The 15751-nt window shown below is 65.2% G+C and carries 21 protein-coding genes; 4 read left to right on the top strand and 17 right to left on the bottom strand.

The window, feature by feature from the left end; all coding sequences use genetic code 11:
* Window positions 1-15 precede the first annotated feature (15 nt).
* Window positions 16-1236 carry a zinc-dependent alcohol dehydrogenase gene (locus DTX69_RS20870; protein ID WP_119303497.1) on the top strand — a complete coding sequence of 407 codons (1221 nt, stop codon included), beginning with the start codon at window positions 16-18 and terminating at the stop codon, window positions 1234-1236.
* Window positions 1233-1799: a cyclase dehydrase gene (locus tag DTX69_RS20865; protein WP_162917407.1), complete on the top strand. Its 567-nt coding sequence runs from the start codon at window positions 1233-1235 to the stop codon at window positions 1797-1799. The genes DTX69_RS20870 and DTX69_RS20865 overlap by 4 nt, the downstream gene beginning before the upstream one ends.
* Here DTX69_RS20865 and DTX69_RS20860 read toward each other — a convergent pair.
* From DTX69_RS20860 to DTX69_RS20835, 6 genes are all read right to left on the bottom strand, one after another.
* The gene (locus DTX69_RS20860; protein ID WP_119303595.1) at window positions 1796-2074 is read right to left on the bottom strand and encodes a chorismate mutase; all 279 of its coding nucleotides are present in this window, start codon (window positions 2072-2074) and stop codon (window positions 1796-1798) included. The two genes, DTX69_RS20865 and DTX69_RS20860, sit on opposite strands and share 4 nt — an antisense overlap.
* A gap of 29 nt (window positions 2075-2103) precedes the next feature.
* Window positions 2104-2988, bottom strand: a complete 885-nt coding sequence (locus tag DTX69_RS20855; RefSeq protein WP_119303495.1) for a prephenate/arogenate dehydrogenase family protein — start codon at window positions 2986-2988, stop codon at window positions 2104-2106.
* Window positions 2985-4085, bottom strand: coding sequence for a pyridoxal phosphate-dependent aminotransferase (locus DTX69_RS20850; protein ID WP_119303494.1), 1101 nt, complete (start codon window positions 4083-4085; stop codon window positions 2985-2987). Before DTX69_RS20850 ends, DTX69_RS20855 begins: the two co-directional genes overlap by 4 nt.
* A 21-nt stretch (window positions 4086-4106) precedes the next feature.
* Window positions 4107-4997 carry a chorismate mutase gene (locus DTX69_RS20845; RefSeq protein WP_119303493.1) on the bottom strand — a complete coding sequence of 297 codons (891 nt, stop codon included), beginning with the start codon at window positions 4995-4997 and terminating at the stop codon, window positions 4107-4109.
* Between the two features lie 177 nt (window positions 4998-5174).
* Window positions 5175-5345 (bottom strand): DUF6188 family protein, encoded by a 171-nt coding sequence (locus DTX69_RS30280; protein ID WP_162917406.1) that lies wholly within the window; start codon window positions 5343-5345, stop codon window positions 5175-5177.
* Between the two features lie 247 nt (window positions 5346-5592).
* A complete protein-coding gene (locus DTX69_RS20835; protein WP_119303491.1) occupies window positions 5593-6351 on the bottom strand; it encodes a class I SAM-dependent methyltransferase in 759 nt (252 codons plus the stop codon).
* Between the two features lie 95 nt (window positions 6352-6446).
* Between DTX69_RS20835 and gloB the strand changes: the two genes are divergently transcribed.
* Together gloB and DTX69_RS20825 are read left to right on the top strand one after the other, a co-directional pair.
* A complete protein-coding gene (gene gloB / locus DTX69_RS20830) occupies window positions 6447-7217 on the top strand; it encodes a hydroxyacylglutathione hydrolase (protein WP_119303490.1) in 771 nt (256 codons plus the stop codon).
* 29 nt (window positions 7218-7246) lie between these two features.
* Window positions 7247-7834, top strand: coding sequence for a glutathione S-transferase (locus DTX69_RS20825; RefSeq protein ID WP_119303593.1), 588 nt, complete (start codon window positions 7247-7249; stop codon window positions 7832-7834).
* Here DTX69_RS20825 and yddG read toward each other — a convergent pair.
* The 11 genes from yddG to DTX69_RS20770 all read right to left on the bottom strand — a co-directional run bounded on the left by yddG (window position 7809) and on the right by DTX69_RS20770 (window position 15750).
* Window positions 7809-8750 (bottom strand): aromatic amino acid exporter YddG, encoded by a 942-nt coding sequence (yddG, locus tag DTX69_RS20820; RefSeq protein WP_119303489.1) that lies wholly within the window; start codon window positions 8748-8750, stop codon window positions 7809-7811. The two genes, DTX69_RS20825 and yddG, sit on opposite strands and share 26 nt — an antisense overlap.
* 49 nt (window positions 8751-8799) lie before the next feature.
* Complete coding sequence (locus DTX69_RS20815) at window positions 8800-9297, bottom strand: hypothetical protein (RefSeq protein ID WP_119303488.1); 498 nt, start codon at window positions 9295-9297, stop codon at window positions 8800-8802.
* A gap of 106 nt (window positions 9298-9403) precedes the next feature.
* Complete coding sequence (locus DTX69_RS20810) at window positions 9404-9817, bottom strand: DoxX family protein (RefSeq protein WP_119303487.1); 414 nt, start codon at window positions 9815-9817, stop codon at window positions 9404-9406.
* Between the two features lie 23 nt (window positions 9818-9840).
* Entirely contained in the window at window positions 9841-10284 is a 444-nt protein-coding gene (locus DTX69_RS20805; protein WP_119303486.1) for a YybH family protein, read from the bottom strand.
* A 94-nt stretch (window positions 10285-10378) separates the two neighbouring features.
* Entirely contained in the window at window positions 10379-10858 is a 480-nt protein-coding gene (locus DTX69_RS20800; RefSeq protein ID WP_119303485.1) for an SRPBCC family protein, read from the bottom strand.
* A 66-nt stretch (window positions 10859-10924) separates the two neighbouring features.
* Window positions 10925-12190 carry an RNA polymerase sigma factor gene (locus DTX69_RS20795; protein WP_119303484.1) on the bottom strand — a complete coding sequence of 422 codons (1266 nt, stop codon included), beginning with the start codon at window positions 12188-12190 and terminating at the stop codon, window positions 10925-10927.
* Window positions 12187-12558 carry a YciI family protein gene (locus tag DTX69_RS20790; protein WP_119303483.1) on the bottom strand — a complete coding sequence of 124 codons (372 nt, stop codon included), beginning with the start codon at window positions 12556-12558 and terminating at the stop codon, window positions 12187-12189. Before DTX69_RS20790 ends, DTX69_RS20795 begins: the two co-directional genes overlap by 4 nt.
* 94 nt (window positions 12559-12652) lie before the next feature.
* The gene (locus DTX69_RS20785; RefSeq protein WP_119303592.1) at window positions 12653-13204 is read right to left on the bottom strand and encodes a glyoxalase superfamily protein; all 552 of its coding nucleotides are present in this window, start codon (window positions 13202-13204) and stop codon (window positions 12653-12655) included.
* 191 nt (window positions 13205-13395) lie between these two features.
* Complete coding sequence (locus DTX69_RS20780) at window positions 13396-13812, bottom strand: carboxymuconolactone decarboxylase family protein (protein ID WP_119303482.1); 417 nt, start codon at window positions 13810-13812, stop codon at window positions 13396-13398.
* Between the two features lie 9 nt (window positions 13813-13821).
* Window positions 13822-14544 carry an acetoacetyl-CoA reductase gene (gene phbB, locus DTX69_RS20775; protein WP_119303481.1) on the bottom strand — a complete coding sequence of 241 codons (723 nt, stop codon included), beginning with the start codon at window positions 14542-14544 and terminating at the stop codon, window positions 13822-13824.
* Window positions 14545-14577: 33 nt separating this feature from the next.
* Window positions 14578-15750 (bottom strand): acetyl-CoA C-acetyltransferase, encoded by a 1173-nt coding sequence (locus DTX69_RS20770; protein WP_119303480.1) that lies wholly within the window; start codon window positions 15748-15750, stop codon window positions 14578-14580.
* Window position 15751 lies beyond the last annotated feature (1 nt).

Here is a 15751-nt window from a genome sequence, read left to right as displayed (position 1 = left end):
TTGACGGAGCAGGACATGAAAGCGCTGTGCTGGGAGGGGAAGGGCGACATTCAGTATGAGGAAGTGCCCGACCCCAGGATCGAGCATGAGCGCGACGCGATCGTGAAGGTGACGTCCTGCGCCATCTGCGGCTCCGACCTTCACCTCTATGACGGGTTCGTGCCGGGCATGAAAAAGGGCGACGTGATCGGCCATGAATTCATGGGCGAGGTGGTCGAGGTTGGGCGCGGCAACAAGAAACTCAAGGTCGGCGACCGGGTCGTGGTGCCCTTCACGATCTGCTGCGGCGAGTGCGAGCAATGCCGCCGTGGCTATTTCTCGGTCTGCGAAACGACCAACCGCAACAAGGAGCTTGCGGACAAGATGTTCGGCCACGGCACTGCCGGCTTGTTCGGCTATACGCACCTGACCGGCGGCTATGCCGGTGGCCAGGCGGAATATGTGCGCGTGCCCTATGCCGATGTGGCGCCGGTCCAGGTGCCCGGCACGCTGACGGACGAGCAGGTACTGTTTCTGGGCGACATCTTCCCGACCGGCTGGCAGGCGGTGGTGCAATGCGACATCCAGCCGACCGACGTCGTGGCGATCTGGGGTGCGGGGCCGGTCGGGCAGTTTTGCGTGCGCAGCGCCGTGCTGCTGGGCGCCAGGAAGGTCATCGTCATCGACCGGCTGCCGGAGCGCCTGACGATGGCGCTGGCCGGCGGCGCCGATGTCGCGATCAATTTCGAGGACGAGAAGGTGCTGGCGCGGCTGAACGACCTCACCAACGGCAAGGGGCCCGACAAGTGCATCGATGCGGTCGGGCTGGAAGCGCACGTAACAGGCAGCATCGACAGCATGATGGACCGCGCCAAGCAGGCGGTAATGCTGGAGACCGACCGGCCGCATGTGCTGCGCGAGATGTTCATGGCTTGCCGGCCGGCGGGCGTCGTCTCGGTTCCCGGCGTCTATGGCGGGCTGCTCGACAAGATCCCCTTCGGCGCGGTGATGAACAAGGGCCTCACCATCCGCACTGGCCAGACCCACGTGAATCGCTGGGCGGACGATCTCCTGCGCCGCATCGAGGAGGGGCAGATCGACCCCAGCTTTGTCATCACTCACACGGTCGCACTGGCGGACGGACCGGAAATGTACGAGACCTTCCGCCACAAGAGGGACGGCTGCATCAAGGTCGTGATGAAGCCCGACGGACATGCGCATCACACCGGCAACGGGCACGCGAAGGTGCGGCCATGATGACTAAGGCCATCGAACCGGTCCGCCACGCCGGTTCGCGCGGCACGGCGGAGATCATGGCGCAGGGGCTGGGCCTGTTCAGCATTGCCCTCGGCGCCGCGGAGCTGTTGGCACCGCGCAAGCTGGCCCGCGCCCTTGATATCGAAGGACAGGAGCGGTTGCTGCAGGCCTATGGCCTGCGCGAGATCGGGACCGGCATCGGCCTCCTGATGAACGACCGGCGCGCGCCCTGGATGTGGGCGCGGGTCGCCGGCGACGTGCTGGACCTCGCGACGCTTGGCGCGGCGATGGGGAGCAGCCGGCGGCGGGAAGCCGTCGCCCTGGCGATCGGCTCGGTGGCGATGGTGACGGCGCTGGACATTGCCTGCGCGCGGGCGCTCAGCCAGGATTCGCAGCACGAGGAACGCTGGTATCCGGACTACAGCGACCGCTCCGGCTTCATGCGCCCGGCCGAGGAGATGCGCGGCGCGGCGGAGTTCGAGACGCCGCCGGAATACCGCGCCAGCCTGAAGACATCGGAAGAGCTGCCGCGCACCCCGAACGCGGCGAACCGGACGGACTAGCTACGGCTTCGCAACCGATCGAACGCGACGAATTCGTGATCGATCGAGGCCTCGATCAGAGAGGCGTACGCTTTAGCGATAACCTCCGAGTCTGCCCCGAGGCGATCGGCCTCCGCCCTCACCTTCTGCAGCACATCTGCGATCCGCGCCTCGTCGCGCACCTGGTCGCGGCTCTGCTTCAGGCGCGCGGCTTCGTCGATGTAGTGCAGGCGGTCGGCGAGCAGCGCGACGAGCTTGCGGTCGAGCGCGTCGATCTCGGCGCGCACCTCATCCATGCTGGCGCAGGTCTTACGCTTGCCCAAAGTTATGCCTGTTTTGCATCGATGATGGAGCGGCGGATGGTGCGGGTGCGGGTGAACCAGTCTTCGAGCTTCTCGCCCTCGCCCCAGCGGATGGCGCGCTGCAGGGCGGTCAGGTCCTCATTGAAGCGGCCCAGCATTTCGAGCACCGCCTCGCGGTTGTTGAGGAAGATGTCGCGCCACATGATCGGGTTCGAAGCGGCGATGCGCGTGAAGTCGCGGAAGCCCGAGGCGGAGAACTTGATCACCTCGCGCTGGGTATGTTCCTCGAGACCGGTCGCGGTGCCGACGATGGTATAGGCGATGAGATGCGGCAGGTGGGAGGTGATGGCGAGCACCTGGTCGTGGTGAATCGGCTCCATGGTCTCGACCATCGCGCCCATGCGGGTCCAAAAGTGTCCGAGCTTGTCGGCGGCTTCTTCGTCCCAGCCGGGCAGCGGCGTCAGGATGGTCCAGCGGCCCTCGAACAATTCGGCGAACCCGGCGGCCGGCCCCGAATGCTCCGTGCCGGCGATCGGATGGCCGGGTATGAAATGCACATGGTCCGGCACCAGGGGGCCGAGGTCGCGCAGGACCGCCTGTTTCACCGAGCCGACGTCGCTCACGATGCTGCCGGGCTTGAGATGCGGCGCGATCGCCTGGCCGACATCCGCATAGGCGCCGATCGGCACGCAGACCAGAGTGACGTCGGCATCCTTCACCGCCTCGCCGGGCTCGGCGTGGTAGGACTGGCCGAGCTTCAGCTCGGCAGCGACTTTGCGCGCCTCTTCGGATGAATCGGCGATGGCGATGTGCTTCACAAGCTTGTGCTTGCGCGCAGCCTGCGCGATCGAGGAGCCGATAAGGCCGATGCCAATGATCGCGAGCCTATTGAACAATACGTCACTCATTGCGTCGCCGCCCCTTTCACGAAGGCCTCGAGCGCGTCGGCGCAGGCCTTGACCGCGCTTTCCTCCGCGATGGTGATGCGCAGGCAATCCGGCAGGCCATAGGCCGCGACGCGCCGCGGCAGGATGCGCTGCGCGTTCAGGAATTTCAGCGCCGCCTCGGCATTCAGCTTCGGATCGGCGGGGAATTTCACCAGCACGAAATTGGCCACGCTGGGATAAGGATGCAAGCCGAGCGCACGCATACGCTGCGTGAACCAGGGCAGCCAGTAATCATTGTGCGCCTTCGCCTTCGCCAAGTGTCCGCGATCGGCCAGCGCCGCCACGCCGGCGGCCTGCGCCGGTGCCGGCACGTTGAACGGACCGCGGATCCGGTTCAGCACATCGGCGATCGCTGGTGGGCAATAGGCCCAGCCGAGGCGCAGTGCTGCCAGGCCGAAGATCTTGGAGAAGGTGCGCGTCATCACGACATTGTCGGCGCCCCGCACCATGTCGAGCCCGGTCTCGTAATCGGGAACATCGACATATTCGGCATAGGCCGCGTCGATGACCAGCAGCACGTTCTCGGGCAATCCGGCACGCAGCCGTTTCAGCTCGTCGTGCGTCACGTAGCTGCCGGTCGGGTTGTTCGGGTTCGCGACGAAGCAGATGCGGGTGCGGGGCGTGACTGCCTTCAGCAGCGCATCGACGTCCGTGCGCAGATCCGTCTCCGGCGCGGCGACCGGTGTCGCGCCCACCGCCTTGGCCGCGATTGGGTAGACCAGGAAACCGTGCTGCGAATAGAGCACGTCATCGCCAGGGCCTGCATACGCGCGCACCAGCAACTGCAGCACATCGTCGGAGCCGGCGCCGCACACGATCTGTTCGGGATCGATATTGTGTTCGCGGCCGAGCGCGACGCGCAGCGATTTCGTAGCGCCGTCGGGATAGCGATGCAGCTCCGCCGCCAGTGTGCGATAGGCCTCGACCGCGTCGGGGCTGGCGCCCAATGCGCCCTCGTTCGAGGCCATGCGATGGATCGGCCCCTCGCCCGGCAGCGAATGATCGCCCGGCACATAGGCCGCGATGTCCAGAATGCCGGGACGCACGATCAGCGACATGTCATTCAACCTCGAAACTCCTCAGTGATCCGTGGCATCGGCCAGGTCCGCCGCCTGGAGCGGCGTCGCGTAGCTGCCGAGCACTCGCGCCTCCGCGCCGAGCGCTGCTGCTGCAGCGGCAATGTCCGCTTCGATCTCCTTTGCGAAGCCAGCCACATCCAGCAGCCAGTCCTGCCCCTTGCCCGCGTGGTCGAGACAGATGTGCGCGTCGGGCTGCAGCGCCTTGGCGGCGGCGAGCACGGCACGGCGCGAGCGCGACGCCTTCAGGCTGAGCGCGATCCAGCTGCGGTCATCGCCGGTCGGTTCGTTGGGCGCGCGGCCGATGACCATTGCCTGCGCCTTCGGATCGCGCACATTGCCGATATCGCCGAACGGCAGGCGCCCCATCACGTGCGGCACGGCCTCGCCCCTGGCCAGCAGATGCGGCCACCACGGGCTGCGCTCGCCCAGGCGCGGCATGGGCAGGATACCGACCGTCGCCTTGCCGCGCGCCACTGCGTTGAGCACGTCGGTGTTGGCGGGCACCGGTGTGATCTTGACCCGGCTGCCATAATGGTCGCGCGCCAGGTCCCACAAGGCGGTGTCGCCCTTCGGCGCCTGGACCGCCACGACAAAAGGCCCTTCGACCTGCAGCAGGGCGGAGATCATCTCCCGCCACATGCGCACGATCACCGCCTTGGGCAGCTTGCCGCGATGGCGTGCCACCAGCCCGCGCAGGATCAGTGCCTCGCGCGCGGGGCGGATGAACTTGGACCCGTCGGCCGGCGTGCCGCCCAAGGGCTGCACGCGCGCCTTCACCTCACCCACCTGGACCGCCAGGTCGGTGCGCCGCATCAAGAGATCGTGCAGCTGGCTGTCGATCGCGTCGATCTCGGCGCGCAGGGCCGCAAGCTGCTGGTCAGGGCCGGTCATCGTTCAAGGTCCGGGGTATCCTGGTTGCAAAGCCACCCGGGAAGCCCCGGGAAAGGGCGCCCAGTGATAGTCCGGCAGGGCGGGAAAGCAAAGGGGCGATTTCGGCGCAGGCGGGTGGAAATCGAGGAAAATACTGATAGTACAAAGGTCCGCGACGAATCCCGCTGCGGCGGCAGATCAGAAGATCGCCAGCCCGCCCCCGACCATACAGATCGAGGTGCCGCCCTCGGCCCGAATGAGTTGCCATGCTTCGTAGCCGGATGACATATTCAGCGCTTCCAGCAGAAGATCGTCTCCGAAGCTAAGCGTCAGATCGCCGGTGTCTTCGCGGACGGAAACGCGATGCACGCTCTCTCGTGGACCAGATGCACGACTGCCTCGTGGGCATCGATGGCATCAGGCCACCCAAACTTGAGCCCATCATCCAGGTTCGAGACCTTGATGCCACCTTTAACGAGAATGCGCCACGGGCACTCCGTCATCAGGCTCGCCACATCCTCGAACTTGAATGCCCAATCAGACCCTTCTCGGCCTACCGCGATAAGATTGCGACCAACGACGCACTCGAGGAAGGTCTGGACCTGATCGCTCACGCTCAGATTGGCACCTCGGAATCGGGAACATTGCGCGTCGCCGGCGCGGGGATGCCGAGGGGGGTGCTGAATCGCACGCGCCGCTTCACCGCCTTGATCGGCGTGGAGCCGTATAGCTGCTTCATCGCTTCGATGACGATCACGCCGGCGAAGGTGTTGAACCAGCGGCGGCCGATGCGCTCCCACCCCGGCGCGGCCTTGAGCCAGGTGCGCCAGGAGAAGGGCATGAACAGCAGGGCGCGCCCGCTCTGCAGGGGCGTGAAACCGTTGCTGCGCAGCAGGCGCGTCACTTGCGTCTGGGTGAAGGGCTGGCCGTGGCCGAAGGGCGTGCGCTCCAGGTGCGACCAGGGGCTGCGCCGGTTCGGCACCGCCACCATCAGCCGGCCGCCGCCGGCCAGCACGCGCCAGCACTCCTGCAGCATGTCGCCGGGATGCTCGCTCGATTCCAGCGCATGAACCAGCAGCACGCGGTCGATGGAGTTGTCCGGGAACGGCAGCTCGGTCTCGTCCGCGAGGATCGTCATGCCTGCGCCGTCGCGCGGCCACGGCATGACCCCCTGGGCCGCCGGCATGACGGCGCCAATGCGCTCCGCTTCCCCCAAGAACTGGCGCAGATACGGCGTTGCATAACCGATGCCGAGCAGGCGCTGGCTCGTCAGATCCGGCCACAGGGCGCGGATCCGGAGGCGCAGCAGGTGGCGGGCCGTATGGCCGATCTCACGGTCATAGAAGTGCTTCAGGTCGCCGACGTCCTGCCACATTCGGTGCCAATGTCCCTAACGCGAGGCGCGTTGATTATGGCATATCGCCTGCTATCGTGGATGCCGGAATTTCGCCTGAGTTTCTGGGAGAAATCATGGCCGAGCTCGACATCGCCGTCATTCCGCTGCTGAGGGACAATTACGGCTATCTGGTCCGCGACGCCGCGACCGGCCAGACAGCGGCAGTCGATCCCTCCGTGGCTGAGCCCATGCTGCGCGCGGCTGAAGAGCGCGGCTGGCGCATCAGCCATATCATCAACACGCACCATCATTGGGATCATACCGACGGCAATCTTGGCATCAAGCAGGCGACCGGCGCCAGGGTCGTCGGCCCGGCGTATGATCGCGACCGCATTCCGGGCATCGACCAGGCGGTGGACGAGGAGAGCGGCTTCGACTTCGCCGGACACCACGCGGATATCCTGTTCATCCCCGGCCATACGCGCGGTCACATCGCCTTCTATTTCGCGGACAGCAAGGCGGTGTTCTGCGGCGACACCTTGTTCTCGATCGGCTGCGGTCGGACCTTCGAAGGAACCTCGCAACAGATGTGGAATTCACTCTGCAAATTGCGCGACCTGCCCGACGACACCTGGATCTATTGCGGCCACGAATATACCGAGAGCAATTGCCGTTTCGCGCTGACGGTAGAGCCGGAGAATCGCGATCTCGTCGAGTTCGCGGAAGCGGTGAAGCATGCGCGCGGGCAAGGGGAGAAGACCATCCCCTCCAACCTTGGCATCGAGAAGTTCTGCAATCCATTTCTGCGCGCCGATCAGCCGCGCCTGCTCGAGAAGTTCGGCGGGCTGGCGCGCGACCCCGCCACCGCCTTCGGCGCCATCCGCGGCGCCAAGGATCGGTTTTAGCTGCACCCCTCGCGACCAGGAGCCATATGATGAAACTCCGCTATTCCACCACTTCGCCGTTCGTGCGCAAGGTGCATGTCGTTGCGATCGAGACCCACCAGATCGACAAGATCGAGCTGGTGAAGACCGTCACCGCGGATCCCGATCTGGGCCGCAACAATCCGCTTCAGAAAGTGCCGGCGCTCGAGCTCGATGACGGAACGTCGCTCTATGATTCGCGCGTCATCTGCGAGTATCTCGACACACAGGCGGGCGCAACGTTCTTTCCGCCGTCAGGGCCGGCGCGCTGGACCGCGCTCAGGCGGCAGGCCCTCGCCGATGGCATGTGCGATGCAGCCGTGCTACGCCTGATGGAGAGCAAGCGGCCGGAGAACTTCCGCTTCCCCGATTGGGACAATCGGCAGAAACTCAAAGTGACGCAGGGCTTGGCCGCTCTGGAAGCGGACCATCTTGGGCCGCAGCTCGACATCGGCACGATGACCGTCGCGATCGCGCTCGACTATCTCGATTTCCGCTTCAAGAACGAGGATTGGCGCAAGGATCACCCGAAGCTCGCGGCCTGGCACAAGACGTTCTCAGAGCGCGCCTCACTCAAAAAGACGCTGCCCCACGACTAGGTGTCGCGCGGCGCATCCACAGATCGCGCGAGGCGATGACCGCGCCGCCGATGATCAGCAGGCAGGCGAGGATGACGGTCATCGTCGCCTCCGCCTTGCCGGCGAGGATCAGCAGGATGGTGGAGAGCAGCGGTGAAGCGTAGGAGCAGGCGCCGAGCGCCTTGATGTCGCCGCGCTTCACGCCGTAGTCCCACACGAAGAAGGCGAGACCGACTGGCCCCAATCCCAGCGCCACGATGGCGGCCCATTCCCAGGCATCGGCGGGCCAGATCGTCGGCTCTCCCAACACGCCATGGGCGATGACGCCGAGCAGCGCGGTCGCGCCGCAGAAGGCGCCAACCAGATCCGTGGGCGCCCGGCCGAAGCGGCGGCTCATGACCGAATAGATCGACCAGGTGAAGGCGCAGCCCAGGGCCGCCAGATAGCCGATGACGTATTGCGCGTCGAACGCGACAGCACCATCGGCCTTCTGCAGCACCAGCAGGATGGCGCCAAGGAGGCCGATCCCGCCGCCCAGCAGATGCGTCCAATGCAGCCGCTCGCCTGGCAGCAGCGCCGACAGCAGCACGATCAGCAGCGGCCAGAGATAAGCGATGAGGCTGGCCTCCACCGGCGGGGCGTGGTCCAGCGCGGTGAAATAGAGCGCGTGATAACCGAACAGCCCGACGATACCGAGCAGCCAGACCGGCCAGGGCTGCCGGAAGATCCGGCGGAAGCGGGCCGGATCGCGCCGCGCCAGCCACAGCCAGCGCACAAGGCACACCGCGAACGCGATGCCGAAGGTCAGGCTGAGCAATTGAAAGGGCGGCACCTGCCCGGTCGCCGTGGTGAACAAGGCGAGCGTCGCCCACAGCAGAACGGCGATGAAGCCGATTAGGGTCGCGCGCAATCGTTCGGGGTGGGGCAGAGCAGACATGGGCGGGCGTGGGTCGCACGCCGCCCGGCATTTTGTCAAGGCGGCGCCGCTACGGATTGAAGCGGATATAGGGCTTCAGATAGAGGATCAGGAGCCAGTTGGCGATCAGGATGAGCGCCAGCATGAAGACCAGCAGGATGTAGCGATGCACGTTGGCTTCGCGCGGCGGCAGATAGGCGCGCACATCGCGCAGCACGTTGGAGAAACGCTCGCTGATCATGGTGAGCTTGCCGCGTTCCGCCTGCTGCCAGAACTGATAGATCGCGAGCGAATAGATGCTGGCCCCGCTGACGATCATGCTGACCACGATGATGGTCTGGGTCAGGAAGCCGTAATGCGGGCCGAACTCGCCGAGCACCCCCAGGATGACGAAGATCGCCAGCGCGCCGCCCGTGGTGGTCCATTGCTGCGACTTCGCGAAGCGCACGGAATTCGCGCACTCCGTGTACAGCATCAGCATTTCCGCATGAGTCTTGTCGTCGAGGTCGCTGGGCACAACGGCCAGCGCTTCGCCCGCATTCTCCATGGCTTCCGGGGCCTTGGCCATCCTGATCTCCTCCGCCGGCCATGGTTGACGGATTGAGTTAAATTTGACTTAAGGCGAGGCCTCCGAAATCACATGCGGGTGGGGGCCAATGCGCGGCACGCCCCTTCTACCGTCGGAACGGGATGAGCTGGCGCAGGCGCGGATCGCGCAGATAGAGCCCGCCCCAGATCAGGACGCCCAGGTAGAACCCGAACAGCACGTGGCTGAAAAGCGGGCTGCCGACGCGCACGTGAGTCGCGATCGCACCACCCATGTAGCCGGTCAGCAGGATCGCACCCAGGACAGCGGTCTGCGGCGCCACATAGAGCACGACGCCGATGAGCGTCAGGATCCCCAACAGGCGCGCGAATTCGACAGTGGCAGGCAGTCCAAGCTGAGCCGAGGTTTCCGTGACGATCTCCAACGGCACCAACTTGATGCCGGCATCGAACAGCAGGAACAGGACAACGACACCGCTCATGATGGATCCGGTCCAGCGCGCGGCCTTTGCATCAGAGGCAGATTGAACAATCGCATTCATGGTTGGGCCCTCCTGATGTCTGCCTACGGCTTGAGATCGACGGCGGCCTTGTAGCTGCCATCCATGTAGAACGGGACCGACGTGTGGTCGTGCGCGATCTTCCAGGCGCCGTTGATCTTCCTGAAGCCGAGGCTCTGGCGCACCCACAGATCATTGTGCTCGCCATCGACCTTGGTGCCTGTGATGCGGACAAAGCCGTGACCGAACGCCACGTCGTCATTGGCTGTGATGCTGAAGTCTCGCGTCTCGTAGCCGATCGGCCCTTGCCAGGTCGCGAACCAGTCATTGAGCGATTGTTCGAGTGCCGGGCCGGTGCTGGCATTCCGGAGCGGCGGCGCCAGATCGAAGATCACGGCATTCGCCGCGTAATGAGACACGGCGGCCTTGGCGTCCTTGTCATGAATCCCCTGGGCCTGGCGTTCGATCACCTTGCTGATCTCGGCTTCGAGCGATGATGTGCGGGTCATGATTCTTTCCTTCCGCGAAGCGAGTGGGGGCCATCGGCAGCCCGGCCCGGAGGTGGGGCGGGCCGCCGTGGCATTCGCAGGCTTAGGGGCCTAGCTAGATCTTGGCGGCGAGGGCCGCGAGCTGGTCGGCACACTGGCCCCAGCCCTCGTGGAAGCCCATCTCCTCGTGTGTCTTGCGGTCCGCCGCATTCCAATGCAGCGCGCGGGCGGTGTAGCGGGTCTTCCCGCCTTCGTCCTCGAACGTGACGATCGCGGTCATGAACGGCTTGGCCGACGGCTCCCAGGCCTTGGTGTAGGCGTCTGTGAAGACGATCTTCTCGTTCTTCACCACCTCCAGGATGATGCCCGGATTCGGGAATTCCTGGCCCTCGGGGCTCTTCATGACGATCAGGCTGGCGCCGCCCGGCCGCAGGTCCATCTCGGCATGGGTGACGGTCCAAGGCAGCGGCGCGAACCACTGCTTCATCAGCTCCGGGTCCGTCCAGCAGCGGAACAGCTTTTCCCGTGGCGCGTCGATCAGGCGGGTCAGGACCAGCTCGCGGTCGGCGTCAGGGCTCTGGGGGGCTCCACACATTTTCAACTCCTCTTGTCTGGCTCTCATCCCTAGGACGAACCAGCCGGGCGCTGTCCGACAAGCCCCTCAAACTTTTTTGGCGGCCGACGCGCTGTCTTTCTGCAGCCGGTCCAGGTGGGCGCGGATATGGGCCGCTTCCGCCGCATTGTTGGCGAGCGCGATGGCGCGGTCGAAGGCGACCCGCGCCTCCTCATTGCGGCCCAACTGCTGCAGCATCGCGCCCTTGACGCCGAAGAAATAGAAATAACCCGACAGGTCCTTGGCCAACGGCTCGATCATGGTGAGGGCCGCTTGCGGTCCTTTCAGCTTCGAGATGGCGACTGCGCGATTGAGCGTGACCACCGGCGATGGCATCAGGCGCTCGAGCGTGGCGTAGAGCAGGTCGATCTCTGCCCAATCGGTGTCTTCCGGCCGTTTTGCGCGGGCATGGAGCGCGGCGATGGCGGCCTGCACCTGGTAGGGCCCGGGACGGCGGTGGCGCATCGCCTTGTCGATCAGCGCCAGTCCTTCCGCGATCATCGGCTGGTTCCACAGGGTGCGATCCTGGTCCTCCAGCAGGATGATGCTGCCGTTTTGATCGAACCGGGCGGCAGAGCGCGCATGCTGCAACAGCATCAGAGCGAGCAGCCCCATGATCTCCGGCTCGGTCTGGAACAGCCGCAGCAGCAGGCGCGCAAGGCGGATCGCTTCGTCGCACAAGGGCGCGCGTAAGGGGAGCTCGCCGCCGGTCGCCGAATAGCCTTCGTTGAAGACCAGGTAGATCATGCGCGCGACAACGCCGAGCCGCTCCGCGCGATCCGGCGCGCCGGGTGTCTCGAACGGCACGTCGGCCTTGGCGATGCGGGCCTTGGCCCGGGTGATGCGCTGTTCCATGGCGCTGTCGCCGACCAGGAAGGCGCGCGCGATCTGCGGCACCGTCAGGCCGGAGACGATGCGCAAGGCGAGCGCGATCTGCTGTGTCTCCGGCAGCTCGGGATGGCAGCAGATGAAGAGCAGGCGGAGGATGTCATCGCGGTAGTGCGATTCATCCAGCCGGTCGGCGATCGCGCTTTCGGCGTCGCTGAGATCGGAGAGACTGTCATCGTCAGGCAGAGGGTGGCTCTTGGCCTGGCGCCGCGCAGCATCGATGCCGACGTTGCGCCCGACCATGATGAGCCAGGCGGCCGGATCGCGCGGCGGCCCGTTGCGCGGCCAGGTATCGAGCGCCTTCAGGCAGGCGTTCTGGAAGGCTTCCTCGGCGCTGTCGAGGTCGCGGAAATAGCGCAGCAAGGCGCTGACCGCCCGGGGACGCGCGGAGGTGAGCGCCGCGTCGATCCAGGCGATATCGTTCATTGCTTGAGCGTTCCCGGCAGCAGCAGGGCCATCGGCCGGATCTCATAGGACCCGCCGGGATTGGCCTTACCGAGCTCCTTGGCGAAATCCAGCGCCTCTTCCAGGGACTCGCAATCGACCACGTAGAAGCCGAGCAACTGCTCCTTGGTTTCGGCGAACGGCCCGTCGATCACCAAAGGGGGCTCGCGGTCCTTGCGCAGGGTGGTCGCGGTTGTGGTCGGCATCAGGCGGGCGACCGGGCCCAGCCTGCCGGCCTTGGCCATCTTCTCCTGGGCGGCAATCAGCTTGCTCATGACGGCCTCTTCCTCGTCCTTGGACCAGGAAAAGACCGTCTCCTCGGAATTGTAACAAAGAACCGCGTAGAGCATGGGAACATCCCTCATCGATCAAAGGACGAACGAGTATGCCCGGCGCCGACACAGCGCTGCGATTTTTCGGTCGCTGGGCGGCTTCGAGAGACCCTCAGGGCTTCCTTTCGCAGAATCTCAGCCGGTTGCCGAAGGGGTCCGCAATCTGCATCACGCGGCCCCATGGCACGTTCTCGATGCCTGGCCGAGCATAGCTGTAATTCTTGGCGAGCAACTCCTGCCGAAAAGCGTCGATGCCGCCCATGGGGACGAATATCGTGGCACCCGGGCTGGCATCGCCATGGTGTTCGCTCAAATGGAGCGTCAAGCCGGAGCGCGAGACTTCAGCATAGAGCGGCAGGTCCTCCTCGAAACGATGCTCCCACGCGAGCGCAAAACCCAGGAAATCAAGGTAGAATTCCTTCGCCTTCTTGACGTCAAAGATCCGCAGGATGGGTATCGCGGGATCGAACGTTACGGCCCGTCCAACATCGGGCTTGTCCGAGGTCTCGGCGCCGATTTTTGCAGCCAGGACGTTCCAATCCGCCGCGCCAAACTGGGCGGCGACGATCTCGAGACATTCCGCATGAGAGAGAGCCATCTGCCTGCGGACCATTTCCGCGCGTAGGCACCTAGCCATCGCTTTTGCATCACGAAACGTGCGCATGAGCGGTCCTTTCATTCGGCGAATGAGAAGGTCAGTGCCCGCATTGCTGACTCATCCGCCGAACCGGAAAGGATCAGGGAGGAGATGGAACACATTCACCATGCCCGAAGGGCGCGAGCGGCTGGCTGTGTCCGGCCGCTTCCAGCGTAGAAAGGCTTAAGCTCGGCAGTCAAGCGCCAAGGTGCAAGGTGCTACGCCTTCGGCCCCTTGGCCGCTTCGACCAGCTTCTCGTCGGGTTCCACGCGGTAGGCATTGGCGAGGCGGTTGGTCTGGTTGGCCATGCCGACGACGGCGATCAGTTCGTGCAGCATGGCGTCGGTCACGCCGGCCTTGCGCGCCGCGGCCGTGTGCGAGACGGTGCAATAATCGCAGCCGTTGGTGATGGAGACGGCGAGATAGAGCATCTCCTTGGTGCGCTGATCGAGGGCGCCGGGTGCCATCACCTGCTTCAGGCTCTCCCAGGTGCGTTTGAGCATCGCCGGATCGTTGGCGAGCACTTTCCAGAAGTTGTTGATCCAGTCGACGTTGCGGGTCTGCTTAATGTCCTCGTAGACCGCGCGCACGTCGGGGCTGGCGGCCGCTTCCTCGGTGAAGGGATAGGTCGCCATTGCGCCTCCCTAATACATGTGTTGGCCGCCGTTGATGGAAAGGGTCGAGCCGGTGATGAAGCCGGCATCGTCCGCCACCAGGAAGAGGACGCCGCGCGCGATCTCCTCCGCCCGGCCGAGGCGGCCGACCGGGATCTTGGCGACGATCTTTTCCAGCACCTGCGGCGGGACCGCGCGCACCATGTCGGTATCGATGTAGCCCGGCGCGATGGCATTGACGGTGACGTTCTTGGCGGCGCCTTCCTGCGCCAGGGCCTTGGTGAAGCCGTGGATGCCGGACTTCGCCGCGGCGTAGTTCACCTGGCCGTATTGCCCGGCCTGGCCGTTGATCGAGCCGATGTTGACGATGCGGCCGAAACTGCGCTCGCGCATGCCGTCGATCACGCAGCGGCACATGTTGAAGCAGGAGCCGAGGTTGGTGGCGACCACCTGGCCCCACATCTCCGGCGTCATCTTGTGCAAGGTGCCATCGCGCGTGATGCCGGCATTGTTGACGACGATGTCGACCGGGCCCAGCTCTTGCGCGATCTTCTGGATCGCGTCCTGGCACTGCTTGAAGTCGCTGACGTCGAACTTGTAGACGGGGATCCCGTATTTCTGCGCGAAAGCCTGGGCAGCCGCATCATTGCCGGCATAGTTGGCGGCCACCTTGTAACCGGCCTTCTTCAAGGCGACGGAGATCGCTTCCCCGATGCCGCGGGTTCCGCCTGTCACCACTGCAACGCGCGCCATCTCTTCCTCCCTGTTTTTTCTCGTTGACCGAAACTAGCGTTCGACGGTGAGCGCGATGCCCATGCCGCCGCCGATGCACAAGGTCGCCAAACCTTTCTTCGCATCGCGCTTCTGCATCTCGTGCAACAGCGTCACCAGGATGCGCGCTCCCGACGCGCCGATCGGATGGCCGAGCGCAATGGCGCCGCCATTCACGTTCACCTTCGACGTATCGAAGCCGAGATCCTTGTTGACCGCGCAGGCCTGGGCCGCGAACGCCTCGTTGGCCTCGATCAAGTCGAGATCTTCCGCCCTCCAGCCGGCCTTCTCCAGGGCCTTGCGGCTGGCCGGGATGGGACCCGAGCCCATCACCGCCGGATCGACGCCGGCGGTCGCCCAGGAGGCGATGCGCGCCAGCGGCTTCAATCCGCGCTTGGCGGCGTTGGCCGCGCTCATGAGGATCAGCGCTGCCGCCCCGTCGTTGATGCCGGAGGCGTTGCCGGCCGTCACGGTCCCGTCCTTCCTGAAGGCCGGGCGCAGCTTGGCCAGGGTCTCAATGTTGGTGCCGGGCTTGATGTATTCGTCGTCCGCGACCGTGACGTCGCCCTTGCGGGTCGAGATGGTGACGGACACGATCTCGTCCTTGAACCGGCCGGCCTTCTGCGCGGCCTCGGCCTTGTTCTGGGAGGCAGCGGCGAACTTGTCCTGGACCTCTCGGGTGATCTGCCACTTCTCCGCCACGTTCTCCGCGGTGATGCCCATGTGATAGCCGTTGAAGGCGTCCCACAGCCCGTCCTTGATCATCGTGTCGATCATCTGCGTGTCGCCCATCTTGGTGCCGTTGCGCAGATGCATGCAGTGCGGTGCCAGACTCATGCTCTCCTGCCCGCCCGCCACGACGATATCGGAATCGCCGTTGCGGATCGCCTGGTAGCCGAGCGCCACCGTGCGCAGGCCCGAGCCGCAGACCTGGTTGATGACATACGCCGTCTTCTCGGTCGGGATGCCGGCCGCGATCGCCGCCTGCCGCGCGGGGTTCTGGCCGGTGCCAGCCGTCAGCACGTGGCCCAGGACCACCTCGCTCACCTCACCCGCCTCGACCTTGGCGCGCTTCAGCGCCTCGATAATGGCGATCTTGCCAAGCTCGTGCGCCGGAAGAGACGAGAGGGCGCCGCTGAAGGCGCCGATCGGCGTGCGGGCAGCGGAAACGATGACGACATCGGTCATG

The organism is Dongia deserti, assembly GCF_003574735.1.
In the GTDB taxonomy this organism is placed as follows: Bacteria; Pseudomonadota; Alphaproteobacteria; order Dongiales; family Dongiaceae; genus Dongia_A; species Dongia_A deserti.
Note: the sequence above shows the minus strand (reverse complement) of the source record. Positions and strands in the feature narration are given on the sequence as shown.

Bases quoted from the DNA above. Each gene is read 5' to 3' on its own strand.
- DTX69_RS20870 (WP_119303497.1), top strand. From the start codon at position 16: ATGAAAGCGCTGTGCTGGGAGGGGAAGGGCGACATTCAGTATGAGGAA.
- DTX69_RS20865 (WP_162917407.1), top strand. From the start codon at position 1,233: ATGATGACTAAGGCCATCGAACCGGTCCGCCACGCCGGTTCGCGCGGC.
- DTX69_RS20860 (WP_119303595.1), bottom strand. From the start codon at position 2,074: ATGGATGAGGTGCGCGCCGAGATCGACGCGCTCGACCGCAAGCTCGTC.
- DTX69_RS20855 (WP_119303495.1), bottom strand. From the start codon at position 2,988: ATGAGTGACGTATTGTTCAATAGGCTCGCGATCATTGGCATCGGCCTT.
- DTX69_RS20850 (WP_119303494.1), bottom strand. From the start codon at position 4,085: ATGTCGCTGATCGTGCGTCCCGGCATTCTGGACATCGCGGCCTATGTG.
- DTX69_RS20845 (WP_119303493.1), bottom strand. From the start codon at position 4,997: ATGACCGGCCCTGACCAGCAGCTTGCGGCCCTGCGCGCCGAGATCGAC.
- DTX69_RS20835 (WP_119303491.1), bottom strand. From the start codon at position 6,351: ATGTGGCAGGACGTCGGCGACCTGAAGCACTTCTATGACCGTGAGATC.
- gloB (WP_119303490.1), top strand. From the start codon at position 6,447: ATGGCCGAGCTCGACATCGCCGTCATTCCGCTGCTGAGGGACAATTAC.
- DTX69_RS20825 (WP_119303593.1), top strand. From the start codon at position 7,247: ATGAAACTCCGCTATTCCACCACTTCGCCGTTCGTGCGCAAGGTGCAT.
- yddG (WP_119303489.1), bottom strand. From the start codon at position 8,750: ATGTCTGCTCTGCCCCACCCCGAACGATTGCGCGCGACCCTAATCGGC.
- DTX69_RS20815 (WP_119303488.1), bottom strand. From the start codon at position 9,297: ATGGCCAAGGCCCCGGAAGCCATGGAGAATGCGGGCGAAGCGCTGGCC.
- DTX69_RS20810 (WP_119303487.1), bottom strand. From the start codon at position 9,817: ATGAATGCGATTGTTCAATCTGCCTCTGATGCAAAGGCCGCGCGCTGG.
- DTX69_RS20805 (WP_119303486.1), bottom strand. From the start codon at position 10,284: ATGACCCGCACATCATCGCTCGAAGCCGAGATCAGCAAGGTGATCGAA.
- DTX69_RS20800 (WP_119303485.1), bottom strand. From the start codon at position 10,858: ATGTGTGGAGCCCCCCAGAGCCCTGACGCCGACCGCGAGCTGGTCCTG.
- DTX69_RS20795 (WP_119303484.1), bottom strand. From the start codon at position 12,190: ATGAACGATATCGCCTGGATCGACGCGGCGCTCACCTCCGCGCGTCCC.
- DTX69_RS20790 (WP_119303483.1), bottom strand. From the start codon at position 12,558: ATGCTCTACGCGGTTCTTTGTTACAATTCCGAGGAGACGGTCTTTTCC.
- DTX69_RS20785 (WP_119303592.1), bottom strand. From the start codon at position 13,204: ATGCGCACGTTTCGTGATGCAAAAGCGATGGCTAGGTGCCTACGCGCG.
- DTX69_RS20780 (WP_119303482.1), bottom strand. From the start codon at position 13,812: ATGGCGACCTATCCCTTCACCGAGGAAGCGGCCGCCAGCCCCGACGTG.
- phbB (WP_119303481.1), bottom strand. From the start codon at position 14,544: ATGGCGCGCGTTGCAGTGGTGACAGGCGGAACCCGCGGCATCGGGGAA.
- DTX69_RS20770 (WP_119303480.1), bottom strand. From the start codon at position 15,750: ATGACCGATGTCGTCATCGTTTCCGCTGCCCGCACGCCGATCGGCGCC.